The organism is Terrabacter sp. GCM10028922 (genome assembly GCF_042666095.1).
Classification (GTDB): Bacteria; Actinomycetota; Actinomycetes; order Actinomycetales; family Dermatophilaceae; genus Terrabacter.
The window spans coordinates 118,262-142,790 of sequence record NZ_JBHTFG010000010.1; the positions used below are offsets into that span (position 1 = coordinate 118,262).

General features: G+C 70.8%; 19 protein-coding genes. 14 read left to right on the plus strand and 5 right to left on the minus strand.

Annotation, left to right across the window (positions count from 1 at the left end):
- Nucleotides 1–58 precede the first annotated feature (58 nt).
- Entirely contained in the window at nt 59–463 is a 405-nt protein-coding gene (locus tag ACFQU3_RS11280; protein ID WP_385909750.1) for a PPOX class F420-dependent oxidoreductase, read from the plus strand.
- 61 nt (nt 464–524) lie between these two features.
- The gene (locus ACFQU3_RS11285; RefSeq protein ID WP_385909752.1) at nt 525–1,409 is read left to right on the plus strand and encodes an oxygenase MpaB family protein; all 885 of its coding nucleotides are present in this window, start codon (nt 525–527) and stop codon (nt 1,407–1,409) included.
- Nucleotides 1,410–1,425: 16 nt separating this feature from the next.
- Here the strand turns inward: ACFQU3_RS11285 and ACFQU3_RS11290 are convergent, their stop codons facing one another.
- Both ACFQU3_RS11290 and ACFQU3_RS11295 read right to left on the minus strand, forming a co-directional pair.
- Nucleotides 1,426–2,775, minus strand: a complete 1,350-nt coding sequence (locus ACFQU3_RS11290; RefSeq protein ID WP_385909753.1) for a hypothetical protein — start codon at nt 2,773–2,775, stop codon at nt 1,426–1,428.
- A gap of 31 nt (nt 2,776–2,806) precedes the next feature.
- Nucleotides 2,807–3,811: a hypothetical protein gene (locus ACFQU3_RS11295; protein WP_385909755.1), complete on the minus strand. Its 1,005-nt coding sequence runs from the start codon at nt 3,809–3,811 to the stop codon at nt 2,807–2,809.
- Between the two features lie 40 nt (nt 3,812–3,851).
- Here ACFQU3_RS11295 and ACFQU3_RS11300 point away from each other — a divergent pair, with 40 nt between their 5' ends.
- Nucleotides 3,852–4,373, plus strand: coding sequence for a glycine cleavage system protein R (locus tag ACFQU3_RS11300; RefSeq protein WP_385909757.1), 522 nt, complete (start codon nt 3,852–3,854; stop codon nt 4,371–4,373).
- Between the two features lie 327 nt (nt 4,374–4,700).
- Nucleotides 4,701–5,159 (plus strand): DcrB-related protein, encoded by a 459-nt coding sequence (locus ACFQU3_RS11305; protein ID WP_385909759.1) that lies wholly within the window; start codon nt 4,701–4,703, stop codon nt 5,157–5,159.
- 67 nt (nt 5,160–5,226) lie between these two features.
- On the opposite strand, the gene ACFQU3_RS11310 is transcribed toward ACFQU3_RS11305, so the two are convergent.
- The gene (locus ACFQU3_RS11310; protein ID WP_385909761.1) at nt 5,227–5,739 is read right to left on the minus strand and encodes a hypothetical protein; all 513 of its coding nucleotides are present in this window, start codon (nt 5,737–5,739) and stop codon (nt 5,227–5,229) included.
- Between the two features lie 198 nt (nt 5,740–5,937).
- Between ACFQU3_RS11310 and ACFQU3_RS11315 the strand changes: the two genes are divergently transcribed.
- From ACFQU3_RS11315 to ACFQU3_RS11325, 3 genes are read left to right on the plus strand one after another with little or no spacing between them, the layout of a single operon-like run.
- Entirely contained in the window at nt 5,938–7,794 is a 1,857-nt protein-coding gene (locus ACFQU3_RS11315) for an Hsp70 family protein (protein WP_385909763.1), read from the plus strand.
- Nucleotides 7,787–9,691: an Hsp70 family protein gene (locus tag ACFQU3_RS11320; RefSeq protein WP_385909765.1), complete on the plus strand. Its 1,905-nt coding sequence runs from the start codon at nt 7,787–7,789 to the stop codon at nt 9,689–9,691. Before ACFQU3_RS11315 ends, ACFQU3_RS11320 begins: the two co-directional genes overlap by 8 nt.
- A gap of 4 nt (nt 9,692–9,695) precedes the next feature.
- Nucleotides 9,696–11,129 carry a dynamin family protein gene (locus ACFQU3_RS11325; protein WP_385909767.1) on the plus strand — a complete coding sequence of 478 codons (1,434 nt, stop codon included), beginning with the start codon at nt 9,696–9,698 and terminating at the stop codon, nt 11,127–11,129.
- 11 nt (nt 11,130–11,140) lie between these two features.
- Here ACFQU3_RS11325 and ACFQU3_RS11330 read toward each other — a convergent pair whose 3' ends face one another.
- Nucleotides 11,141–11,713, minus strand: coding sequence for an RNA polymerase sigma factor (locus ACFQU3_RS11330; RefSeq protein WP_385909769.1), 573 nt, complete (start codon nt 11,711–11,713; stop codon nt 11,141–11,143).
- 83 nt (nt 11,714–11,796) lie between these two features.
- Between ACFQU3_RS11330 and ACFQU3_RS11335 the strand changes: the two genes are divergently transcribed.
- The 7 genes from ACFQU3_RS11335 (at nt 11,797) to ACFQU3_RS11365 (ending at nt 22,076) form a co-directional block, all read left to right on the plus strand.
- Nucleotides 11,797–12,234: a hypothetical protein gene (locus ACFQU3_RS11335; RefSeq protein WP_385909771.1), complete on the plus strand. Its 438-nt coding sequence runs from the start codon at nt 11,797–11,799 to the stop codon at nt 12,232–12,234.
- A complete protein-coding gene (locus tag ACFQU3_RS11340) occupies nt 12,215–14,071 on the plus strand; it encodes a dynamin family protein (RefSeq protein WP_385909773.1) in 1,857 nt (618 codons plus the stop codon). Before ACFQU3_RS11335 ends, ACFQU3_RS11340 begins: the two co-directional genes overlap by 20 nt.
- A gap of 92 nt (nt 14,072–14,163) precedes the next feature.
- Nucleotides 14,164–15,501 (plus strand): C39 family peptidase, encoded by a 1,338-nt coding sequence (locus tag ACFQU3_RS11345; RefSeq protein WP_385909775.1) that lies wholly within the window; start codon nt 14,164–14,166, stop codon nt 15,499–15,501.
- Between the two features lie 10 nt (nt 15,502–15,511).
- Nucleotides 15,512–16,306, plus strand: coding sequence for a hypothetical protein (locus ACFQU3_RS11350; protein ID WP_385909777.1), 795 nt, complete (start codon nt 15,512–15,514; stop codon nt 16,304–16,306).
- On the plus strand, nt 16,303–18,243 hold the full coding sequence (locus ACFQU3_RS11355) for a hypothetical protein (protein WP_385909779.1): 1,941 nt from the start codon (nt 16,303–16,305) through the stop codon (nt 18,241–18,243). The genes ACFQU3_RS11350 and ACFQU3_RS11355 overlap by 4 nt, the downstream gene beginning before the upstream one ends.
- Nucleotides 18,244–18,340: 97 nt before the next feature.
- Nucleotides 18,341–20,233: a glycoside hydrolase family 15 protein gene (locus ACFQU3_RS11360; RefSeq protein ID WP_385909781.1), complete on the plus strand. Its 1,893-nt coding sequence runs from the start codon at nt 18,341–18,343 to the stop codon at nt 20,231–20,233.
- Nucleotides 20,234–20,561: 328 nt separating this feature from the next.
- Nucleotides 20,562–22,076, plus strand: a complete 1,515-nt coding sequence (locus ACFQU3_RS11365) for a M28 family metallopeptidase (protein WP_385909783.1) — start codon at nt 20,562–20,564, stop codon at nt 22,074–22,076.
- A gap of 397 nt (nt 22,077–22,473) precedes the next feature.
- Here ACFQU3_RS11365 and ACFQU3_RS11370 read toward each other — a convergent pair whose 3' ends face one another.
- Entirely contained in the window at nt 22,474–24,372 is a 1,899-nt protein-coding gene (locus tag ACFQU3_RS11370; RefSeq protein ID WP_385909785.1) for a hypothetical protein, read from the minus strand.
- Nucleotides 24,373–24,529 lie beyond the last annotated feature (157 nt).

The following is a 24,529-nucleotide window of genomic DNA, read 5'->3' on the forward strand; positions in this document are numbered from 1 at the left end:
GACGCCTCACCGATACTGAGGTGCGCTACTCAGAACACCCTCGGCATACGCTGGCGTCGTGAGCTCCCTGCCGAACGACCTCGACGTGCTCGCGGCCAACTCCTACGTGTCGCTGACGACGTTCCGCCGGACCGGCACGGCCGTGTCGACGCCGGTGTGGATCGCGCGCGACGGCGACGAGCTCGTCGTCATCAGCGTCGACCCGACGGGCAAGCTGAAGCGGCTGGCGCACACGTCGCGGGTCGAGCTGAGGCCGTGCGACATCCGCGGCCGGGTGCCCGAGGGTGCGCCGACGTATGCCGGCACGGCCGTCGTCGACCGCAGCCCGGAGGGCGTGGCCGCGGTCAAGCGGGCGATGGCCCGCAAGTACGTCATGGCGCGGCTCGGCGACGCGATCGCCCGGGTCACCGACCGAGTTCGTCCGCGGGGCCCGCGTGCCGGCATACGGATCACGCTGGGCTGACCCGGCCCAACGTTGGACAGAGGTTTCAGGCGTCCGTGCGTCACGGCATACCGTGACTGGCATGAGCACGACCGCCGCCCGGCTGGTGCAGCGCCAGCTGGGCCTGATGCTGCGCAGCAAGGTCGCCGGTGACGACGCCCCGGTCCGCGCGCAGCGCATCTGGGGTGCGCGCGGCGAGCGCTGGTTCAGCTCGGACGACCCGATCTGGCGCGTGCACGCCGACGCGTCGATGTTCCCGGCCGGGATCACGTCGCTGCTGATGCAGTCGCTGCACCCGCTCGCGATGGCCGGGGTCGCCGGCCACAGCGGCTACAAGGGCGATCCCTGGGGCCGGCTCCAGCGCACGAGCGAGTACCTCGCCACGACGACGTTCGGCACCGTCGAGGACGCCGAGCGGGCCATCGCGACGGTGCGCTCGATCCATGCGCGGGTGCGCGGCAAGGACCCGCGCGGGCGGGCGTACCGCGCCGACGACCCGCACCTGCTCATGTGGGTCCACGTCGCGGAGATCGACTCGTTCCTGCGGGCGTACCAGACCTTCAGCGGGTCGCCCCTGAACGACGCGGAGGCCGACCTCTACGTCACGCAGGCGGGCGTCCCCGCGGCGCGGCTCGGCGTCGGGGCACCGCCGCGCTCGGTCGCGGAGCTGGGCGAGGTCCTCGCGTCGTACCGACCCGAGCTCGAGGCGACACCGGCCGCACGTGACGCCGCCCGCTTCCTGCTCCTCGACCCGCCGCTGCCGCTCTATGCGCGGCCGGGCTACGGGACCATCGCCTCGGGCGGCGTGTCCCTGCTGCCAGGGTGGGCGCGGTGGATGCTCGGCATCCCGCTGCCCGACGTCGTGTCGGCCCTGGTGGCGCGGCCGCTCGGCCACCTCGGCACGGCAGCGGTGCGCTGGGGCATGGCCGGACTCGGCGAACGCCGCCCCTCCGACTCACCTGCCTAGCGCGTCGACGGGAACGTCACACGCTGAGCTCGCCACTGTCCACGGCGCCGAAGAAGACGCGGGCGAAGTCCCGGCCGAAGTCCGTCAGTCGGAGCGTGTCGTCGTCCCGGACCCAGATTCCGGTGTCGTCGAACAGGTAGAGGCACCGCGCGAAGGCGGCGCGCCCCCGCGCGTGCCAGTAGTCGGCGTCGTCAGGCATCAGCTCCACCATCCGCGCATCATGGTTCGCCTCGTCGTTGGCCCAGTCCTTCGCCTCCTCGACGATCGACACGGAGCCGTCGAGGATGCCTCGACCGAGGACTGACATGAGGACGATGAGGGGAACCTCCTGCGCGAAGCGCTGGACGAGCCCGAGCAACAGGCTGCACCCGGCACGGACCCACTCCGTCGCGCCCTGCGGCTGCCGACTGTCCGTTCGCGCCACCGTCGCACGGGTCTCCAGAAGGCCCGCCGCCTGGCACGGGAACCACACCCGTTCGAGGGGCAGGCACTCGCCGGCGCTCCGCCACCAGAAGCCCTCCGAGCCGATGCGCTCGGCCTCCTCCGACAGCGCGTCGTCGTGGAGGACGGATCGCTCGATGCGCCACCAACCCCTCTCCCAGTCGGCCGCACCGAGGTCGACGTATGCCGCCTCGGCCTCGGCCAGACGCAGCACCCCCGTACGGGTGACGTGGCGGCCTCCGTCCCCCACCCATTCGAGCAGCCGGAGGCAGTCCTGCACGAAGGGCGACCCGGTGGCCTGGGCTGCACGGAGGTCCGGGTCTGACGGTGGGATGGGCGTGTCGTCGAAGGCATCCTCGTGCGCCCACGCGTCCGTGAGTCGCTGGGAGGGCAGGCTGGGCGCGGCTGCAGTGAGCGGCATTCGGGCCCGGCGCTCGGCCATGGGCAGGGCGTTCCAGGCGTCCTGGATGCGGTCGAGTCGACTCTGGAGCTCGTCGGCGTCGGCCGCGCCGTCGAGGGTGATGCCGATCTCGCGTCCGAACGTCTGCAACACCTTGGTCGGTGAGTGCCGGCCCACGTCAGCGCAGGCGGCAGCCATCTTCGGCGCCGCCCGGCGAGCCTCTCGTGCGAGGTTCTTGGGGTTCCCCGAGCCGGACGCCATGCGACCGGTGGCTCGGAGGAAATGGACGTAGGTGCTCAGCGTCTGCGCGAGCGTGTCGGGGTCGGGCACGTCGAGCGGGCCGTGGGTGGGCCACCGCTCGAGCATGAGCTCTTCGACGCTGCCCGCCGGCCAGAACGTGTGGCCGCGCTCGTCATGATGGCTCCGGAGATCGAGAGCCGCCTCGAGGAGGTCTGCGTCGAAGGACTGGTGCTTGCTCGACGCCCACTTGGCGAAATGACGGATCAGCAGCTCGTGATCTCCCACGGCGTCCATCGTGCCAGCCGGAGGGGAGTCCTCACGGGACCCTGCCGTCGGGGAACGGCTGCATGGGTACGTCCGCGGGGCGCTCGCGCGTCCCGAGCTCGTATGCCGCCCTGCCGGTGGTCGTGATGGTGCGAACGAGCCCCTTGCCCAGCCGCACCGTGACCTCGAGGTCGGCGATCGAGCAGTTGCCGACCGCGTGGTCCCCGTCGCCCGGGTCGGCATAGACCCAGCCGACCGAGCGCTCCGCGGGAGCCGTCACCTCGATGTCGAGGCTCAGGCCGCGCCTGCCGGGCAGGTGGATCCGGGCGCCGTCGCGGTGCTCCTGCACGGTCGTCCAGCGGGCGCGGCCGACGCCGCCGAGGCGACGGCGGTCCCCACGGACGGAGAGGGCTCCGTTCGCGACCCACGGCGTCGTCACGCGCCCGAGCCGGAGCCGACCGAGCACGACGTCGATCCACGTGCTGTCCGGCTCGCCGTCAAAACCTATGCCGTGCAACCAGATCCATCGCTCGGCGTGCTCTGTGCCCCAGTTGTGACCGACCATCCCGGGCCACGCGTCGACGTCGATCGTGCGGCCGTCGACGGTGACCGAGCCGGCGAACCTGGCGCTCGGGTGAAGGCTGACAGGTTTCGTCCTCGGGACGGGAGCGGCATACATCCACGAGGCGGGCAGGTGCTCGAAGGCGACCTCGCCGAGGAAGGTCAGGTCCCACGAGACGGGGACCCGCCCGAGTGCGCTGGAGATCGAGCCGACCGCGTGCCCGGGACCGAGGGTCGACCCGTCGACGCCGACCCAGTGCAGGCCGCTCGTCGTCGGCGGCTCCTGCACGGTGACCTTGCTCGCGACGGGGCCGGGGGCGTCCGCGTCGAAGAGCGTGAACCACGTGGACGTGAGCGGCGGCGCATCGTCCTCCCGGTGGACGGTGTGGCGCAGCCAGAACCCGAGCCCGCCACCGGGTGCCACCGCCCGCAGGTAGTGGCTCTCGTAGCCGACACGCATCGCCGCGGACCGTGCGGCCGCCGGGTCACCCCGCATGCCGACGACGCTACTCCCGCTCGGTCAGTAGGCTGCGGATGTGCCTCGACTCGTGCTCACCGTCATCGGCGACGACCGCGCCGGCCTCGTCACTGCCCTCGCAGACGTCGTCACGGCGCACGAAGGCAACTGGGAGGACAGCCAGCTCGCAGAGCTCGCCGGCAAGTTCGCCGGCATCGTCGTCGTCGGCGTCCCGGCCGAGCGCGTCGACGAGCTGACGGCGGCGCTGCGTGAGCTCGACGGACTGCTCGAGGTGTCGGCCCATCCGGGCATCGAGGACCTCAGCGGGGCCTCCGAGGACGCGGGCTCACGGCGCCTCACGGTCGACCTGCTCGGCAACGACCACCCCGGCATCGTCCGCGAGGTCTCGTCCGTGCTCAGCCGGCACGACCTGTCGATCGAGACCATGACGACCGGCACGCGTGAGGCCCCGATGGCCGGCGGCCTGCTCTTCGAGGCGCACGTCGTCGTGCGGGTGCCGGCCGAGTCGGACACGGCCGCGCTGCGCGCCGACCTGGAGCGGCTCGCCGCCGAGCTGCTCGTCGACATCGCGGTCGCCTGACCGGGGGTCTGAAGGCACGGCCCCGCGGAGCACTGCCCCGCGACGCATGACAATGGGGCCCGCCTCGCGTTGCGAGCTCGGGCCCCGTGACGGTTCACGTACCACAACGGGCCAACCGCCAAAGTCTTTGTCATCCCTGAAGGGATAGCTCCAGTGAAGGGCGGATCGTCCACCAAATGTCCCGATTCGGGTGACCTTGCGGAACTCTTGCAGGCCCCTTGCGTTCCAAGGGCTTCCGCAAGCGGGCCGGGAACAAAGTCCTTCCCGTCCCCCTCCAAATCACCATGGCGGGCCGCTCGGCCTCGCCGGCGAACCGGGAGGCGTCCGATGGAGCAGCAGTTCTCGTGGCCGATCACCGAGGTCTCCGTGGCGGCGCCAGCCGGCTGGCTGAGCAAGCAGTCGTGGACGGTGTTCGCGCCCGATGGTCAGGCCAACGTGATCGCGAGCAGCGAGCCGATCTCGTCCCATCTGGACACGGAGCAGTACGCGCACGCACAGGGCGACCTGCTGTGGCGTGAGTTCCCCCAGTTCCACGAGCACTCGATCGAGTCGATCAATCTCGGACCACAACGGGCGCTGCTGCGCGACTTCGAGTGGTGGCCGCCCGACGGTGTCAAGGTCCGCCAGCTCCAGGTCTATCTCGCCAGTTCCGGACAGGGCTTCACCGCCACGGCCACGACCCCCGCCAGCAACTTCCCCCATGTGGAGCAGGTGCTGCGGGCGACCCTGTCGCGGGTGCGGTTCGGGCCCTGCGTGGGCAGCGCCGACTGGTCCGCCGGCGCCTGAAGGACGCATGACGCACGCCTGACGCACACGAGCCGCCCGCTTCGGGAGCGGGCGGCTCGTCCGGCGCTCAGTCGTCGTCGTCGGCGTCCGAGCCCCACATGATGCGGTCGATCGTCTGGTTGTGGTTCTTGATCATGTCCTGCACCTGCCGGCGGAACTCCGGGTCCGTCTGGAACTGCGGCGAGTTGATGAGCGCGTCGAACTGCCCACCACCGCCACCACCGCCGCCGATGACGAAGCCGGGCGCCGGCTCGCCGGCGTCGTTGACCCCGTTCTCGTTGAGGTCGATGTGGGCGCGCTCGAGCTGGCCGTCCTGGTTGGCGTCGAAGCCGATCCGCTCCCACACCCCGTTCTGGTTGTTGTCGGCGGCAACGACGTCGAAGATGCCGTCACGGTTCGTGTCGACGGCGGCCGCCTCCATGCGGCCGTCCTGGTTCTGGTCGAACATCTGCATCTCGGCGTGGCCGTCGAAGTCCGTGTCGTGCATCGAGGTGTCGATGACGCCGTCACCGTTCGAGTCCGCCACGCCCACGTCACCGACGCCGTCGGCGTTCGTGTCGGTCCACTGGAAGTCGCTCATGGTGGGTGCTCCTTGCTGCTCCTGCGCTGGCCCGGGGCGGGCCCGTTCGGTCATCTCGTTGGAGGACTGCCAGCAGGGCAGATGTTCCCGACGGAGTCCGAACGGATCGATGCGCGCCGTCCTGGACGGCCCGGGAACATTCGCCCCCCGCTCATCACTCCAACGCACAGAACGCGGCACCCGACCGAAGGGAGAGCCATGCTCGCGAGCTACCGGTTGGCGATCGACTTCGGCACCACGAACACCACGGCCGCCCTCCGACGCGACGGTGAACCAGCGATGCCACTGCGCCTCGGCGCGGCGAGCAACGCCATCCCCTCCGCGGTGCTGCTGCGTGGCGGAGAGGTCGTCGTCGGCGACGAGGCGACGCGCCTCGCGGTGCTCGATCCCACCTCCTTCGAGCGCACGCCCAAGCGACGGCTCGGGCAGCCGGCCATGGTCCTCGGCGCCCAGGCGCTGGACCCCGCGTCCCTCGTCGCCGCCGTGCTCGCCCACGTCATCGGCACCGCGCGCGCCCAGTCGCGCGGAGTCGACCCCGAGTGCGTTCTCGTGACGCACCCAGAAGCCTGGGGCCCGCACCTCGTCGGTGAGCTGCGCCGGGCCGCGTCGCTCGCGCAGTCGGCCGTCGACGGAGTCGAGCTGCTCAGCGAACCGATCGCGGCCGCGAGCGCGTACCGCGACGTGCTTGACGGCGCCAGCGTCCAGACGGTCGCCGTCGCCGACTTCGGTGGCGGGACCTTCGACGTCGCCCTGCTCGAGTCGAGCCCAGGAGGCGGCGTCGACAGCCTGCGCGTCCTCGACGCCACCGGACTCGACCCCCTCGGCGGCGACGACTTCGACGCACTCCTGGAGCAGTGGCTCTTCGCGCAGCTGCGCGCCGACGGCCGGTCGGACCTCGTCGAGATGTTCGAGGCCGACGAGCACCTCGGCGCGCGGCTGACCTTGCGCGACGAGCTCCGCCGGGCGAAGCACGCCCTGTCGCACCACGCGTCCGCGCCCGTCCTCGTGACCGTCGGTGCCGAACGGCTGGTCGTCACCATCACCGCGGCCGAGTTCGAAGCCATGATCCGGCCGAGCATCGACCGAGCACTCGACGTGACGCGCCGCCTCCTCGACGGCACCGAGGTCGACCACCTGTTCCTCACCGGCGGCTCGAGCCTGATCCCGTTGGTGCAGCGCGAGTTCCAGCAGCTCACCGGCGGCCGGGTCGGCACCCTCGGCGACCCCAAGGAGATCACCGCCGTGGGCGCACTCACCGCGCCGGTCCGTGCACTGGCGCGAGCGGATGCCGTACCGGCGCGAGCGGATGCCACGCCGCGAGCGGCCGCTGACGCGAGCCGACCCAGGCTGCGGTTCCTGCCGCCGCCGGCGGGCACGCCCCGCGAGGCGTTGTCGGCCCGCGAGGCGCCACCGGCCGCCGAGGCGCCGCCGGCCCGCGAGGCACACGCTTGGCCCCCGCCCGCCGTCCCGCCGGGCGATGCTCGTCCCGAGGCGCCCGCGCCTCACCGTGACGGACTCGTCCGTGCGACGCGAGTCTCGCTGTTCGCGGTCGCCGTGGCGTGCGCCGTGCTGGCATTGGCCGTCTTCGTCAACGAGGAGGCCTTCGGGGTGACGATGCTCTACGTCACGTTGGTCACGTTTCTCACGAGTGCGGTCCTCTACTCCAGGTGGTTCGCGCGGGAGTGGAAGCGAGCTGTCGTCGACCCTGCGGGTCAGGGGTCGGCTTCAGTCCTCGCCGGATGGTGGATCCCGGTGGCCAACCTCTACCTCACCGGACACAGCGTGCGGCGGCTCCTGCGTGCTGCGGGCCTCGGTGCCGCGCACCTGCGTCGGAGCACGATCTGGTGGGCGCTGTGGATCGTGTGGCAGGTCCTGCTCGTGGCGGCTGTCGCTCTCGACGAGGCCGACGTCTCGATGCCCGATGCGGCGTGGATGGGATTGGGGGCGGGCTTCAGCGTGACGCTCGGATGTGCCGCCATCGTCATGGCCTCGATCGTCGGCGACGTCGCGGATGCCCTCGACAGCCGGGCCGAGGAGGTCGGTCCGCATGACTGACCGCTACGTCCTGGCGATCGACTTCGGGACCTCGAACACGTGCGCCTCGATCCGGCGAGCAGACGGCGCTCCCACCACCCTGCGCCTCGGCTACAGCACGAACGCGATGCCCTCCGCGGTGCTCCTGCGCGGCGACGAGCTGCTCGTCGGGGACGACGCCGCACGGCTCGCCGGGCTCGACCCCGCAGCCTTCGAGCGGACCCCCAAGCGCCGGCTCGGACCACCGTCGATGCTGCTCGGCGGCGCGGTCGTCGACCCTGTGGACCTCGTCGCGGCGGTGCTGCGCCGAGCTCTTGATGCGGCCCGGCTGCAGTCGCGCGACACGGCCCCTGACTCCGTCGTCATCACCCACCCTGCGGCCTGGGGTGCCCACCTGACCGCACTGCTTCTCGAGGCCGCGAGGCGAGCGGGAGCCGACCCCGCCACGACCTCGCTGCTGCCCGAGCCGCTCGCCGCGGCCTGGCGCCACGCCGCCGGCGGTGCGGTGTCGCCCGGCGAGCGCCTCGCGGTCGTCGACTTCGGCGGCGGCACCTTCGACGTGGCCCACCTGCGCGCCACGGAAGGCGCGAACGGGCTCGACATCATCGTGAGCGACACCGCCGGCATCGACCCCCTCGGCGGGGACGACTTCGACGGGTACATCGAGCGCTGGGTGCGCGAGCAGCTCGCCGCCGAGGGTCGGCAGGACCTGCTCGACGCGCTCGACTCGGACGATGGGCTCGCGGCCCGCCTCACCACGAGGGAAGAGATCACGAAAGCCAAGCACGCCCTGTCGCACCACGCGTCGGCACCGGTCCTCGTGACCGTGGCCGGCGAGCGCGCTGTGGTCACGCTGACCGCCGCAGAGTTCGAGGCGATGATCGGCCCGAGCGTCGCGCGGGCCGTCGAGGCCACCCGCCGCCTGCTTGCCGGCGCACCGGTGGACCATCTCTTCCTCACGGGCGGGTCGAGCCTCATCCCCCTCGTCCAGCGCGAGTTCCAGGCGGTGAGCGGCGGACGGGTCGGCACCCTCGGGGACCCCAAGGAGGTGACGAGCCTGGGTGCGTTGCTCGCCCCGGTCGCGAGCGCAGCCGCCACTCCGGTCACGCCGCCCCCGCCCGCGCCACAGCCGCCCACATCCCGACTCGAGCAGGGCCCTGCACCTGCAGCGCCGGCCCCTGGCCCCGTCCACGCCGGTGCCGACGCAGCCCTGGCGGAGGCGACCACACGGGCGACGGACGCGGCCGTCCCGCCCCGCCGTCGCAACGCCGTCCGGGTGGCCTCGATCGTCGGCGCGCTGCTGCTGGCAGTCGTTCTCGGGAGTCTGTGGGTGGGCGGGCGCGACGGTACGCCGACCGCGGGCCGCTCCAGCAGCTCGAGTGATGGCGCCGGCGACACGAGGACATCCACCAGCGAGACCACCACCACTAGCACCAGCACGACCGCCGATCCGCCCTTCGACTGCTCGGACCTCGACGCGGCCGAGTGCGCCCTGGCTCGCAGCCAGGAGAACCTCGTGCAGAGCGGCTCCTGCAGCGCATGGGACGGCGCCCCCGAGGCGCACTCCATCCGGTGCACGCCCCGGTCCACGGACGTCGCCATGGACGGCAGCACGTGGCTCTACCTGTTCACGTACGACTCGGCCAAGGAGCTGCGCACCCAGGCCGACGCGTACTTCACCGGTCTCGGGACGGATCCGACGAAGGTGACCAACACGGACCTGACGCACCCGCCGGCCATCGACACGTGGGCGTACGGCAAGGACGGGCCCACGGAGGGCAGGGTCTATGCGCACGTCTCCGACACCGAGGACGTGGCCCGCCTGATGTGGACGAACGTGGACGACCTCGCCCTCGTCTACCTCGTCTCGACCGGCGGCACCATCGCGAACCTCGTCGAGTGGTGGGGGAGCACGTGAGCCGATGACTGACCTCGACACCCTCACCGACAACCCGGTCGACGCCCTCTGCTCGGACCTGCTCGACCTGCTCCCCACGGGCCACGCCCTCCGGGAGGAGCTGAATGCCGTGCGCCTGGCGTTGGCGTCGCCGTTGCGGGTCGCGGTGGTCGGCCGCGTCAGCGCCGGCAAGTCGACGCTCGTCAACGCGCTCGTCGGTCGGCGCGTGGCTGCGACCGCAGCGGAGGACTGCACCCGCTATCCGGTCGTGTACCGGGAGGGCGCGCCCGAGTCGGCGTTCGCCGTCACTTCGGACGGTCGGCGGCTTCCCCTGTCGATCCAGGAGGCCCTCGGAGGTGCCCCGGTCGCTCCGGGCGAGACCGTGGTGCGCCTCGAGGTGGCGCTGCAGTCCGCGGTGCTGCACGCGGTGACCCTCGTGGACACGCCGGGCCTGGCCGCCACCTCCCCCAATGCTCTCGTCGCCGACGAGTCGCGCAGGCTGGCGGCCGGAGCCGAGGTGCTGCTCTACCTCTTCCGGGGCATCGTCCGCAGCGACGACGCCCGCGTCATCGACGAGCTGCGCCTCGCGACCACCGATCCTGCCGGCCGCACCGAGCGCGCCGGGCTGGTCTGCACGATCGGGCTCCTCGCGCACGCGGACAACCTGGGGGCGGGTGGTTGGGGTGACGACGACCCGATGGAGCTGGCCCGCGCTGCGGCGGCCACCACCGCGGCGACGCTGCCGGACCACTTCACCGAGGTGCTGCCGGTGAGCGGCCTCATGGCGGAGTCGGTGCGGACGGGCCGGCTCACCGAGGCCGACACCCGGCTCTTGAGGACGCTGCGCCAGGCGCCTGCGTCACTCCTTCGCTTCGGCGCGAGCACCGGCGCGGCCGGTGTCGACGCAGAGACCTTGGTGCACCTGGGCGAGGTGCTCACGCCGTACGGGCTCAACTACGGCCGGGCCCGCAGTGCCACGAGCGCCGAGCTCATCGAGTGGCTCCAGCAGGCGAGCGGCATCCGCGGGATCGAGGAGGCGCTCCACCGGTGCCTCGTGCAGGTGCGCCATGCGCGTACGTCCCGGGCCCTCCAGGCACTGACCGAGGTGGCCAGGCGCGGCGACGTCCCGGTCGAGCTCGCCCGTCGGGTCGAGGCGTTCGCGCACGGACCCTCGGCACACGTCGTGCGCGAGGTCCGGGCCGAGCGGCTGCTGACGAGGGAGCAACCCTCCAGCCCGCTGCTGGGTGAGCTGCGCCGGTGGCTCTCGCTCGGCACGCTGCGCGAGCGGATGGATGCCGTGCCGGCCGACGGCGATCCCGCGGCCTGGGCGTTCGCGCAGGCGTCGCGGTTCCAGGCGGAGTCCGGGACGGCGCGGACCGGCGCGGAGGCGGAGGCGGCGCGCACCCTCGCGCAGTCGATGCTCCACCTGGGCCAGGCCGTCGCGAAGGAGGAGCGGTGAGTCCCCGGGTGTCAGCGGGCGACGTCGTCCGCGAGCAGCTCGCGCAGATGGGCTCGGGCCCTGCTGATGCGGCTCTTGACCGTCTGGATGTTGATGCCCTCGTGCACCGCGATCTGCTCGTACGTGAGGTCGCAGATCTCGCGCAGGACGAGTGCGCTGCGGAACGCGAGCGGCACCTTCGCGAGCGCCGCACGGACCCTGTCGACGTCGGCGACGCGGTCACTGACGTCCGGCGTCACCGCGTGCACGTCCTCCAGGGAGACGGGGCGGTTGCGACGTCTGGCGACGCCGATCGCGGCGTTGGCGGCCACCCGGTAGATCCAGGTGCCGAACCGCGAGTCGCCGCGGAACTGGTCGAGGTGGTGCCAGGCCGCGATGAGGCACTCCTGCAGTGCGTCCTCGGCGTCGTGCTGGTTGTTCGTGATCCGCAGGCAGACAGCCCACAGCACGCGCTGGTGAGCCTGGACCAGCTCGGCGAACGCCTGCTGGTCCCCCGCTCGCGCGCGCGCGAGTACGTCCTCCCCAAGGTGCACGGCCCCCATGCGCCCCACCCACTTCGTTGCCCACTGCCGTCGCGCCCTCACGCGATGATCCAGAACGTACCTCGCCCCGTCGGGTCGTGGTCCGCTAATCGCCTGAACTACGTGGCTGTGATAAGAGGTGAACTGTGAACGACCGTCACGCTCCCTTCGATGCGCCCGACGAGGCATCGGGCGCCGCGCAGCTGGGCGGCAGCTACGCCGTTCCCGGCGAGGTTCGGGAGGACGTCGACGTGCACGGTCCGGTCGACGACCTTCTCGCGGTGGACGACCTCCCCGTGCACCTGTTCACCGCCGCCCTGGAGCGCGCCTTCGCCTCCAGTCCCGACGAGGCGAACGCCGAGCTCGTGCCGCACGACGACGGTGCAGGGGCGGCCGGCTCGGAGCAGCCCGAGGCACTCTCGGACCCGGATCGACAGGGCGACGCGGACGAGGGCGACGTGCACCGGCATGACGACTTCGCACCCGGCCTGGGCGTCGACGACAGCGCCGGTGGTGCAGACGATGGGGACGGACTGGGAGAACCGGTCGGGCACGGTGCCGGCGATGGTGACGACGGCTGGTGAGACGCCCGGGGCGCCTGTCGCCACGGACGTCCGGAGCCGGCTCAACATCACGCTCGACGCGACGGTGCGGGTGCTGCGCGAGCACGGCCGCGACGGCTACGCCCGACTCGCCCTCGACCAGGCACGGATGCGGACACCACTGCGCGTCGTGGTCGTCGGCGAGACCAAGCGCGGCAAGAGCTCGCTGGCCAACACCCTGATGGGCACACCGGGCCTGTCGCCCGTTGGCATGAACGAGACGAGTGCCACCTTCGTCAGCCTCCTCCCCCTGCCCGAGGACAGCGACGACGAACCGCACGCCGCGGTCCTCGGTCCGGACGGCCGGCGCCGGACGATCGCCCTATCGGAGGTCGGGGCCTATGCCGACCTGGCTCTGCTCGACCCGTCGGAGGAGCCGCCGCTCGCCGTGGAGGTGCACGTCCGACCCGGCCCCCTCGGGCGCATAGGGGTGCTCGACTCGCCGGGCATCGGCGGCCTGGGCAGCTCGCGCGCGCGGCTGACGGAGCGAAGGGCGGCCGACGGTGGCGTGCTGCTCTATGTGGTCGATGCCGGATCACCCATGGCCGCAACGGAGCTCGAGTACCTGACGCAGTGTGCCGAGAACGTCGAGCACGTCGTCGTCGCGGTGACGATGATCGACAAGTACCCGGCGTCGTGGCGGACCATGGTCGAGCACGTGCACGGGCAGCTGGCCACGGCGTCGGTCCGGCTCGCCCGCGTGCCTGTCATCGGCGTCTCGTCGCCCATGGCCGACGCCGCCGAAGCGGCCGACGAGTCCACGCGGGCCGCGCTCGAGGAGGCGAGCGGCATACGGACCCTTCTCGCGCACCTCACCGCGGTCGCCCGCCAGCAGCAGCTCATCGCGCCCCTCAACGCGTTGCGCACGTGTCGCTCGGGCCTCGAGAACGTGGCCGCCCAGCTCGACCTCATGGAGCGGGCCGTCGACGACCCGTCCGAGCTGGCCCGCATCGAGGCGGAGGCCGAGCAGCTCGCCGCCAGGCAGACCGACCTGCGTTCGGTGCAGGGGCGCTGGAGCCTCGACCTCGACCGCGACCTCGCCCGGCTGCGCAGCGAGGTGCTGCGCGACGCCCGGGCCCGCCTCGAGGCGCTCGAGGTCGACGCGCGCGCCCGGATCGAGAAGACGCCCCTCGGGCCCGGACGCAAGGACTACGTGCGGCGTCTCACCGTCGAGCTCGTGAGCGAGTACGCCCTCGTACGAGACGCGCTCGTCGACCTGCTCACGAGCCGGTTCACCGGCATCGTCGAGCGGATGTTCGGTGACTCCGCCCCCGTCATCGACCTCGACGCCATCGTGCCGACCGATGCTCCCGGAACCGCACAGGTCGGCCAGGTGCACGTGCCGCGTGACCTGCTCGACCCGATGGTCCTCACGAGCGTCAGCATCGGCGCATCGATGGGCGAGCGCCTCGCGGGGGCGTTCGCCGGAGGGCCGACGGCACTCTCGATCCTCGGCCCGGCCGGACTCGTCGGCGCCGGAGCGTGGGCGGCCTTCAACATCGCGTTCCGCAGCAACCGCCTCGAGCGCACCAAGCTCACGACCGAGGTCCGCGAGTCGCTGGCCCGTCAGCGCACTGAGTTCGCGGAGTACGTCGACGCGTGGATCCGTGAGGTCAAGCCCGAGCTCGCCGTCGCCTTCCGCAGCCACCTCGAGACGCAGGTCGCCGGCCTCAACGCCGCCTTGGCCGCGGGCCGGGCCGCGGCCAAGGCGTCGGAGCAGCAGCGCGCCGCGCTCGTCGCGGCCGGGGAGAGCCGACGCCATCAGCTGAGGGAGTCGCTTCGAGCCGTGGATGACGCGCTCGCCCTCGGTCACCTCTGACGGGCGGCTCTGACAGGCGGCTCTGCGCCGGAACAAACGGCCCCTGCCAGCTCCTCCAACAGGGCAAACACACCCCACTCCTGGAGGCTGACATGAGCGACGACACCCTGCTCGACAACGGCTCCGACGACGCCGCCGACCCCACGCCCGTGTACACCGGCGACGAGACGACCGGCACCTTCGAACGCGAGCTCATCGACTCGAACTCAGACGGCGTCTTCGATGCCGTGTTCGTCACCAACAGCACCGGCGCCAACCTCGTCGTCATGGACCTCGACGGCGACACGAGCGCCGACGGCCTCGTCGTCGACGCCAACGGCGACGGCGTCGCGGACGTGTGGATCGTCAAGGACGGTGACGGGTTCCGCATCGAGGTCGACCGTGACGGCGACGGCGTGTCCGACGACTCCCAGACGGTGACGCGCGACCAGCTGCTCGCGGTGGCGCCGGACTTCGTCGAGCTGCTCGACACGCGTTTCGACGGCGCGCCGGTCGACGGTGCGGTCGACGGCTCGGTCGACACTCCGATCGACGGCTCGGTGGACACTCCGGTCGACGGCGGCATACCGGACGACGTGTCACCCGACGGCGACCTCGTCGTCGACGGCCAGCTCATCGGCGACCCCGAGGACGCCTCGGAGCACTGGTTCCAGCAGGCGCAGAACGGGTTCTGCCTGCCGGCCTCGATCGCGCAGATCGTCTCGGAGTACACCGGCGTGCACTACGTCGACGAGGCGCAGTTCGTCGACCTGGCCAACGAGCACGGGGCCTTCTCGGTGGGGATGGACGGCGTGCCCGGCATCGAGTTCGCCAAGGGGGCGGAGCTCATGCAGGCTGCCGGTGTCCCGGCCCGGTACGAGTTCGGTGACATGGAGAGCCTCGCCACCGATCTCTCTGAGGGCCGCGGGGTCATCGTCTTCGTCGACAGCGGTGAGTACTGGAACGGCGAGTCCACCGAGGACAACGCCCCCGACCACGCCGTCGTCGTCACCGCCATCGACCTCGAGCGCCAGACCGTCACGCTCTCCGACCCCGGCACGCCCGGCGGTGACCAGGAGGAGCTGCCGCTCGGCCTCTTCGAGAACGCGTGGGCCGACTCGAACCACGCGATGATCGTCTGCGACGAGCCGGCACCCGACGCGGCGCCGGTCGACGGCGTCCCGGTCGACGGCGTACCTGCCGACGGCGCACCAGTCGAGGGCGTACCTGTTGAAGGCGCACCTGTTGACGTCGCGCCGCTGGAGACCGGGCTCGAGGACGTCACCCCCGCGCCCCTCGGCGCGGACGGCCAGCCGATCGACGGCAGGCCCGACCCCGTCACCGGCCTCGACGACGTCGGGTCGGAGGCCGTGAGCGAGAGCATCCACAAGAACGGGTGGGTGCTGCTGCCCTTCCTGTCGGCCGTCGCGCTCGGCCGAACGCGCAGCTGAGGTGGTCGCCGTGCCCGGCACCTCGGTCCTGTGCCCCGTCGCGGGTACGCCGTGCCCCGGCGTGGCAGGGCCGACGGTGCCGAGTGCGACCACCGGGGTCGTCATGCCGACGGTGCCGGGAGCCGTCGCCACCTCGGGGACTGCCACCGGCGGGATCCCGATGCCGGCCGTGCCGTCCGCTCCGTCCGCGTCATCCGTGGCCGTCACCCCGGCCGCCCCGTCCACAGCAACGCTCGCGCCCACGACGGCGACGGTCGTCCCCAGCCGGCCGGCAACGGTCGGGTCGGACGGGATCGTGCTCGTCCCGCTCGCCATCGGCGCAGTGGGCCTCGTGCTCCTCGTCGCGCTGGTCGCCGCAGCCGTGGCAGGGCGCCGCGGCCGGGGAACGGAGCGCCCGCGCACACCAGAGCCTCGTCGAGACAACCACTTCGGTGCTCCTGCGACCTGGCAACCCGGCCCGGCCGGCGACGGCACGGAGGGCGGCGACGGCACGCTGCCTGGCGCGTTCGCCCCGAGCGACGCCGACGTGGCCGAGCTCATCCACGCCTTCGACCTCGCCGGCACCGAAGCCGAACGTGCTGCCGTCGAGCGGCAGCTCGCGGCCATCGGGGTGCTCCGCCTCGCGGTGACACCGGGCGACCCGGTCGACTCCTCGAGGCATCACGTCGTCGGGGTCGCCCCGCACGGGAGTGGCGGTCCGGCGGGGACGGTGAGCGAGGTCGTCCGTCCGGGATGGGCCGACGGGCAGCGCGTCATCCGGGTCAGCGACGTGCGAGCCCATGCGACGACAAGAGTGCACCCATGAGCAGCGGAGACGACTTCTGGCTCGAGCTGGCCGACCCCGGCTCGGTGGCACTGTGGGACCCGCCGTTCGACGGGCCCACGCTGCGCGAGGTCGCCCTGGCGGCCAACGATCCTGACGCGCCGCTGCCGGTGCCCAAGCAGGTGTCGGACGACCAGCTCAACTGGGCGCCGGGCGCGTTGGCCGGTGTCCTCGGCCACCATGTCGGGCCCTCGGACGAGGCACAGGCCCCGTTCGTCGCCCTCATCGAGGCCATCCACCGAACCGCGACCCGCACCCTCGACCGCCAGATGCTGCTCGACGCGTACGAGGCGCTCGACTCGGTCGAGCTGGCCACGCCCCGCGACGTCGCCAACGCGGTGGCCGCTCACGATCTCGACATGTCCGACGACGACCACCGCCGGCGGTTCACGGAGGCTGCCGCGCTGGTCAGCGGCTGGCTGGTGTGCCGCAGCCGGCACCGCGGTCCGGCGAAGGCCGGCCTCGCGGCGGCCGCGCTCCTCGACTGGCATCCCATCCTGCGACCGGCAGCAGAGCTCGGCCGCCTCACCGAGTTCACCGCCGAGGTGTGCACGCTGCTGCGTGCCCACGGAACCCTGGCCGAGGGCATCCTCCTCGACCTGGCTCGCTGGCACACCGGCTGGGGTCGGGTGCACGCGGTCGAGGCGCTCGTCGCGCTGGAGCACCGTCTGCCGGACGTGGACCGCTGGCTCGTGGAGGAGGGCTGGAGCAACACGGTCAGCGACGGCTACACGGCACCGCTCGTCGCCGAGCGGGTCGACGTTCTCGAGTGGATGTGGTCGTTCGACGAGCAGGGCGAGCTGATGCGCAGCGGCCTCGACGGCGCGCGCGGCATCGCGAATGCTCTGCTCGACGCGTACTCTCCCGGCGCGACGATCGAACACTTCCCTGTCATGGGCGAGGTGCTCGACAAGTGGTTCCTCGGCCTTTCGATGCTCCGGCCGGATGCGGTGACCCTCGAGGACCTCGGCTTCGCCCATACGTTGTGGAAGGCCCTGGAGGACCCGGAGTCGCCGGCCTACGGCGCCTTCGACGCGTCGCGGAGCGCCGACCTCGCAGGACGCTGCCGCAAGCTGCTCTCCGAGGAGGCGTCGAGGGCGGTTGTCGACCGCGCGCTGCGGCACCCCGACACATCGTTCATCACCGCGATCACCCTGGCGCCGCTGTACGGGATCGACCCGCTGCCGCTGCTCATCGCCCGGCTCGAGGCCGACCCTGACGACAGCGTGTCGTGGTTCTACCTGTGCCGTGACCACGGCAGCCGCGCCGGTGCGCAGATCCTCTCGCTGGCCCTGAGGGTGCTGCCTGCCGACCTCGTCAGCACGACGGCGCGAATGCCGATGCCCGGCTCGGGCCCCGGCGTGCACATCGCGGTCATGCACCTCTGGTCGAATGTGTGCCGGCGCGACCCGGTCCTCGGCCCGAGGCTCGTGGCGGCGCTGCTCGACTCGACCGCGCCCCAGGCGCGCGAGCACGGCGAGCGACTTCGCGAGCAGCTCTCGGCCGAGCAACGCGAGCGGCTCGGGGAGATCACGGGGCCGCGATACGAGCCGACCAGTGAGCAGGCGATGGATGCCACGGCCAACGACCCGGAGGCAACCGCGACCGAGGAGGTGGTGGCGCGCGTCCCGGACATCCTGTGCTGGAAGGGAGCCCAGATGGGCATGACCGTTCTCAGCTCCAAGCCGGGCGAGCTGCTGCTCACCTCGCAACGGCTGGTCTTCCGGTCGTACTCCGGCAAGCGGGACCTCGACGTGCCACGGTCGAGCATCATCTCCTGCGAGGCAGGCAAGAAGCGCGCGCTGGTCGTGCGGTTCCGGGAGCAGGACGGTTCGGAGGCCGCCTTCACGTTCGGCCAACAGCTGGGAATGCCGAACCTGGCGGCGTGGGTCCAGGCGTTGCAGCCCCGCTCGACGTAGGCGCGTCGGGCTGCCGACCACGCGCGCCGGCCACACGGCATACGGCCTCGGTGCAGTGGGTCTTGTGAACGTGCGTCGCGCGGGCGAACCTGAAGGCATGGCCACCACACACACTCGCGGAGGCAAGGTCGCGACGACGCACGTCAAGACGGTGCCGATCGCCGACTACGGGTTCCTTTCCGACGGCGAAGTCACCGCGCTCGTGGCGCCCGGTGGAGACATCGACTGGATGTGCCTGCCGCGCCTGGACTCGCCGAGCATCTTCGGGGCGATCCTGGGCCGCCACTCGGGCCGCTTCTGTCTCAAGCCGGCGGACGTGAGTGTGCCGACCGCGCGGCGGTACCTGCCCGGCACGATGGTGCTCGAGACGAGCTGGGGCACCCCGACGGGCTGGATCATCGTCCGTGACGTGCTGCTGCTCGGGCCGTGGCACCACGAGGACAAGGTGTCGCCGAAGCACCACCGCACGCCGATGGACTACGACTCGCAGCACACGCTGCTGCGCACCATCCGCTGCGTGTCCGGCGAGGTGCAGACGGTGATGGAGTGCGAGCCCGTCATCGACTACGGCCGGCGCCCGATGACGTGGGACTACACCGACCGCGGCTACCACCAGGGCCGCGCGGAGGCCGACCGATGGGACTTCCCGCTCACCCTGACGACGGACATGCGGCTCGGCTTCGAGGGCGGGCAGGCGACGGCACGGACGCTGCTCAAGGAGGGCGACCAGCGGTTCATCGCGATGTCGTGGGGCGAGATACCGCCTCCCCTGACGCACGAGGAGGCGCACGACCGGCTCGAGTGGACGGCGCACCACTGGCAGCACTGGCTCGCACGTGGCCGGTTCCCCGACCACCCGTGGCGCAGCTACCTCCAGCGCAGCGCGCTGACCCTCAAGGGCCTGACGTACGCGCCGACCGGGGCCATCGCGGCGGCGGCGACGACGTCCCTGCCGGAAACCCCTGGCGGAGAACGGAACTACGACTACCGCTACACGTGGATCCGCGACGCGACCTTCGCCCTCTGGGGCATGTACTCGCTCGGCTTCGACTGGGAGGCCGTCGACTTCTTCTCCTTCATCGCCGACCTGGCGGAGCGGGACGACGACCTGCAGATCATGTACGGGATCGGCGGGGAGCGTGACCTTCCCGAGTCGACGCTCGACCACCTCCCCGGGTATGCCGCGTCGCGCCCCGTGCGCATCGGCAACGCCGCGCACTCGCAGGTGCAACACGACGTGTGGGGTGCGCTGCTGGACTCGGTGTACCTGCACTCGAAGGTGGCCGACCACTTGGACGGCCGGATCTGGCCGATCCTGGGGAAGCAGGTGGAAGCCGCGCTGAAGCACTGGCGCGAGCCGGACGCCGGCATCTGGGAGGTGCGCGGCGAGCTGCAGCACTTCACGTCGTCGAAGATCATGTGCTGGGTTGCGGTCGACCGGGGCTCGCGGCTCGCGTCGATGATCGGGCGCGACGACGAGGCCGCGCAGTGGCGGCTCGCGGCCGACGAGATCAAGGACGACATCCTCGAGCACGGCGTGGACTCTCGCGGTGTGCTGACGCAGTACTACGGGTCTGATGCGCTGGATGCGTCGCTGCTGCTGGCGCCGCTCGTGCGGTTCCTGCCGCCGGATGACCCGCGGATCCGGGCGACGGTGCTCGCGATCGCCGACGAGCTGACCGTCGACGGGCTGGTGCTGCGGTACCGCGTCGAGGAGACCGACGACGGGTTCGCCGGCGAGGAGGGCACGTTCACGATCTGCTCGTTCTGGCTGGTGTCGGCGCTGTCGGAGATCGGGGAGAAGAAGCGGGCGCACGAGCTGTGCGCGAAGCTGCTCTCGTTCGCCGGGCCGCTGGAGCTGTATGCGGAGGAGATCGACACCCACACGGGGCGCCACCTCGGCAACTTCCCGCAGGCGTTCACCCACCTGGCCCTGATCAACGCGGTCATGCACGTGATCGCGGCCGAGAGGGAAGGCGAACAGACCTGAGCGCGGCGCGCCGCTGGTGCGGGGGCGCCCAGGGCGCGGGACCGGCGCGGTTGGGGAGGGTTTGTCGGAGGTTGCTCGACCGAACCCGTGACGGGCGGTCCCGGCACCGCTACCTTCGGATGATCGGGGACTTCGTCCACTGCGGATGCAAGGTCACAGATGCGCGCACCGGTCGCCACGGCGCCGAGCCAGCGGTGCCCCTCACAACGGGGCACGGCCGAGAGTGGAGGCCGCCCCTGACCCTCGAGCTGGCCCAAGCACCAACGGATTCCGTATGCCGCCGGCGCACCGAGCCGACGCGCGTGACCTCTCAGAAGGAGCACCTCACATGCGATTGCGCAACACCCGTATCGCGGCTGCCTTCGCCTCAGCCGCCCTCGTCGTCGCCGCTGCCGGCGTCTCGGCGAACAACGCGACGGCGGCCCCAGCCGCCTGTGCCACGAGAGTCAACAACACTATCGCCCGACTGCTCGAGTGCGTCGACCTCGCCGGGGTCCGCGAGCACCAGGCGGCGCTGCAGTCCATCGCGGACGCCAACGGATCGACCCGCGTGTCCGGCTCCCCCGGCTACGACGCGTCGGTCGACTACGTCGAGGGCCGGGTCAGGGCCGCAGGGTGGCGGGTGACCAAGCAGGCCTTCGACTTCCAGACGTTCGTCTCACTCACGCCGTCCGTGCTCGAGCAGGTGGCGCCGCCTCCGGTCGGGCCGCTGGACCACAACATCATGTCCTACTCGGGAAGTGCCGACGTGACGGCTTCAGTGGCCAGCCCCTCGGCGGTGACGGGGTGCTTCGCCGCCGACTGGGCCGGCTTCCCCGCCGGCAACATCGCGCTCGTCCAGCGCGGCGGGTCCACGGCAACCTTTACGTGCACGTTCGCGGTCAAGGCCCAGAACGCCATGGCGGCGGGTGCCGTGGGGATCGTCGTCTACAACAACATCGACGGCCCGCTCAACGGCACGCTCGGCGCGACGTTCACGGCCGAGTTCCCGGCCGTCGGCATCACGCAGGCTCTCGGGGTCCAGCTCGCCAGCACGCCCGGGCTCGTCCTGCGGCTCAGGACCGACACCCGGCGCGGCATCGCGACGACGTACAACATCCTTGCGGAGCTTCCGGGCAAGAACCCGAACAACGTCGTCATGGCCGGTGCACACCTCGACTCGGTCAATGCGGGCCCCGGCATCAACGACAACGGCAGCGGGTCCGCCGCCCTCGTCGAGATCGCCGAGAACCTGTCGAAGGTCAAGCCGCAGAACACGCTGCGGTTTGCGTGGTGGGGGGCCGAGGAGTCGAACCTCGTCGGCTCGATGTACTACGTCGCCAACCTCACGGCGGCGGAGCTGAACAAGATCGCGCTCTACCTCAACTTCGACATGATCGGGTCGCCCAACTACGTCTTCCACATCTACGACGGCGACGACTCCGACGCGGTCGGTGCCGGGCCCGGGCCGGCCGGCTCGGCGCAGATCGAGAAGACCTTCGAGGCGTACTTCACGTCGCGTGGGCTGCCGTTCAAGGGCACCGACTTCACCGGACGCTCCGACTACGGCCCGTTCATCGCGTCTGGTGTTCCCTCAGGTGGCCTCTTCACGGGCGCCGAGGGAATCAAGACGGCGCAGGAGGCAGCGATCTGGGGTGGCACGGCCGGACTGGCCTACGACCCCTGCTACCACCAGGCCTGTGACACGTACGCCAACAACAACAACACGGCGCTCGCCGAGAACAGCGAAGCCGTCGCATACGCGGCCCTGTCCTACGCGATGAGCACCAACCTCATCAACAACACCAAGTCCAAGGGCAACTTCCGGCCGCCGCCGGACGACCACGCCCCCACCACCTCCTGACGTTCTGCGGGGAGGCTTAGCACAACGTATGCCGCGCCGGGCCCGCCCGGCGCGGCATACGTGGGTCTGAGTCGAATCAGACGGTTCAGGCTGACCAGCTGGGTCCACAGCGCCGAGTCCAGGGGCGGGAGCGGTTCGTCGTAGACACATAGGCGAGGATCGTCATTGGTGACACCTAAACCTCAGCCGCGCATGGGGCTCTGGGCTCCGTTTGCCGCCGAGCGGGACGCGGGACGAGTTCCAACCCTCACACCGTCGAGGATCATGTGCTGGTTCGCGGTCGACCGCGGCGCGCGGCTCCGGTTGAACACGTTGCGGCCTCCGAGGGTGTGTTGACCTAACACAACCGCAGGCGAGAGCGCCGCACGTCCTGGTCAACGTCGCGGTGATCGTGACGTCAAAGCGTCTGCCAATGAACTGAACCGATCTCGCCCCGTAGGGCTGGCTGCCGATCTGGCTGCCGATCACTCACAGGGACATCCCTGATATTTGGCAGGCGCGGAACAGGACCCCAGGCGGACCAGTACTGCCGCACGGTAGTCAGGCAGGCAAGGGTTTCAAGGGTGCGCACGTCGAGAGGCCGTTCTGCACGCGCTTCTACCTCAGCCTTGATCTCGCGCACGGTCGCCAAAACGGCCTTATGGCGAAAACCAGCGCCGTCAGGGATTAAGTCAGCGCACTGCGCGAGTGCTAACTCCACGATCCCGAGCCGATCGAGGAATGTGCGTGTGGCAGTCTCGTCCCACAAATCCGGGGCACCGTTGTACGCGTCTAGCGCATCGTCCGCAGCGATCCATGCGATGGCCCGCACTGCAGCCGTAGGCGTCTCTCGCGCGGAGCGCGCAACAAAGTTTGCCGGCAGAAAGGCCGTGAAGGGCATCATGTCGAAGGTCGCCTGCGCGAGATTCCAGACCGGAAGCGTTAGATCGAGTGCACGACGAGGAAGTTTGATTTGAGGTGAAGCGGGGTCACCGACGTACACCTCGAAAACTTCGACTTTCGGCAGCAGCAAGGCAGCACACAGCAGAGCCTGCAGGCAGGGATTGACGTCGCTCTGGTGCAGGCGGGCGAGTCCGATAGAGGCCGTACGGGCGTTGAAGTCAGCAGTGAGCACCCGCAGGCCGTTAACGCCGAAGAAGGTCTCCGCTCGCTGCCACGCCGGCATGCGGTTGCCTTCGGCAACCGACGGAAGACCTCCGGTCGGCTGGACGTGCAGCGCCCGGTAACAGGCCATCGCGGCCTCACATCCGCGATCAAAGCCGAGAGCTAACCGGATGGCCGACACAACCGATCCGGGTTCAATGGCTCGCCCATGAACCAGGTACACCTGCTCATGACCGTCCCACTCAAGATTCTCGTGGGCTTCCCCGTTCCTGATGTCGACAAGGATCCCCTGTTCGGCAATGAGGGCCTCAAATCCACCCAAGCCGATCAGTGCCTCCCGGACTGGGGTCAACGTGGGGGGCGACGACCAGGACCCTACCCGCAGGCAGCGCAGGGCCCACCCGAAGTGCCGCACCGGCCCTTCCGCGAGGCGCTTGTACGCGTCCGCCACAGTGAGGGCCTGCGTCTCGCCCTTCTGCTCGTCAAGTACGGTGACGGCCGCAAGAACTCGTTGGCGCGCCTGCCGACTTGTCTGCTCACGCCCCTTGAAGTGGTCGAGGATCTGTTGTGTCACCTCGACGTCGCAGTCGATGAGCGCGGACAGCATCACGCTCATTGAGGCGGCAGCGGCCACCGGATCGGGGGCACCGCTAACCCACCCGACGATCGCCACGCACGCGAGAACATCAGGGATAAGTGGAACACCTAGCGAGGAAAGGTGAGGCGCGATCTGCTGTAAGAGACGACCGTTGTCGTACTTGTATGCCTCAAAAACCCAGGTCGGTCGGAAGTCCCCGTAGTGATCGACTGGCTCCTCGGCTAGGGCAAAGGTGGTCTTCAATAGTTCGTCTACCTCGATGCCTCCACCCTTGGGCCACTCATCGTCAGCGCGCATCAAGCCTTCCGGCACACGAACCATACGCCCGTCGCACAAGGCATCGGCCGAATCACTTAGGGCGTCGCTAAGCGCGCCCGTCAAACGCTGCGCGCAAGCGTGATCAAACGGCTCGAATGGCTGGAGCGCAAACAGGGCCGAAAGCAGTCGTGAGCGGGTCGCAAGAACAAGATCAGTCCAGGTGCGAAACTCCTTGAATGAGGCCTCAGGCGCTGGCATGTCTTCGAGCGCGGAGACCACGGCCTGCGCGGCTACGGACAGAGCGTCGGAGTAGGCACCCCAAAGCCGGTAGTCCAAGGGCAGGGTGTGCGACGGGCGGAGTTCAAGCTCGTCGGCTCGCGCCGCGAGGAGGGGTCGCACAAGCCGCTGGACTGCCCCGTGAGGTAATGGCACCGCGTCAGCATAAGGAGTGCGTACCCCAGGCGAGGCGCGATCCGGCGACTCCGCGGCTCCA

Bases quoted from the DNA above. Each gene is read 5' to 3' on its own strand.
- ACFQU3_RS11320 (WP_385909765.1), top strand. From the start codon at position 7,787: ATGACTGACCGCTACGTCCTGGCGATCGACTTCGGGACCTCGAACACG.
- ACFQU3_RS11305 (WP_385909759.1), top strand. From the start codon at position 4,701: ATGGAGCAGCAGTTCTCGTGGCCGATCACCGAGGTCTCCGTGGCGGCG.
- ACFQU3_RS11365 (WP_385909783.1), top strand. From the start codon at position 20,562: ATGCGATTGCGCAACACCCGTATCGCGGCTGCCTTCGCCTCAGCCGCC.
- ACFQU3_RS11345 (WP_385909775.1), top strand. From the start codon at position 14,164: ATGAGCGACGACACCCTGCTCGACAACGGCTCCGACGACGCCGCCGAC.
- ACFQU3_RS11285 (WP_385909752.1), top strand. From the start codon at position 525: ATGAGCACGACCGCCGCCCGGCTGGTGCAGCGCCAGCTGGGCCTGATG.
- ACFQU3_RS11355 (WP_385909779.1), top strand. From the start codon at position 16,303: ATGAGCAGCGGAGACGACTTCTGGCTCGAGCTGGCCGACCCCGGCTCG.
- ACFQU3_RS11340 (WP_385909773.1), top strand. From the start codon at position 12,215: ATGGTGACGACGGCTGGTGAGACGCCCGGGGCGCCTGTCGCCACGGAC.
- ACFQU3_RS11295 (WP_385909755.1), bottom strand. From the start codon at position 3,811: ATGCGGGGTGACCCGGCGGCCGCACGGTCCGCGGCGATGCGTGTCGGC.
- ACFQU3_RS11310 (WP_385909761.1), bottom strand. From the start codon at position 5,739: ATGAGCGACTTCCAGTGGACCGACACGAACGCCGACGGCGTCGGTGAC.
- ACFQU3_RS11315 (WP_385909763.1), top strand. From the start codon at position 5,938: ATGCTCGCGAGCTACCGGTTGGCGATCGACTTCGGCACCACGAACACC.
- ACFQU3_RS11360 (WP_385909781.1), top strand. From the start codon at position 18,341: ATGGCCACCACACACACTCGCGGAGGCAAGGTCGCGACGACGCACGTC.
- ACFQU3_RS11325 (WP_385909767.1), top strand. From the start codon at position 9,696: ATGACTGACCTCGACACCCTCACCGACAACCCGGTCGACGCCCTCTGC.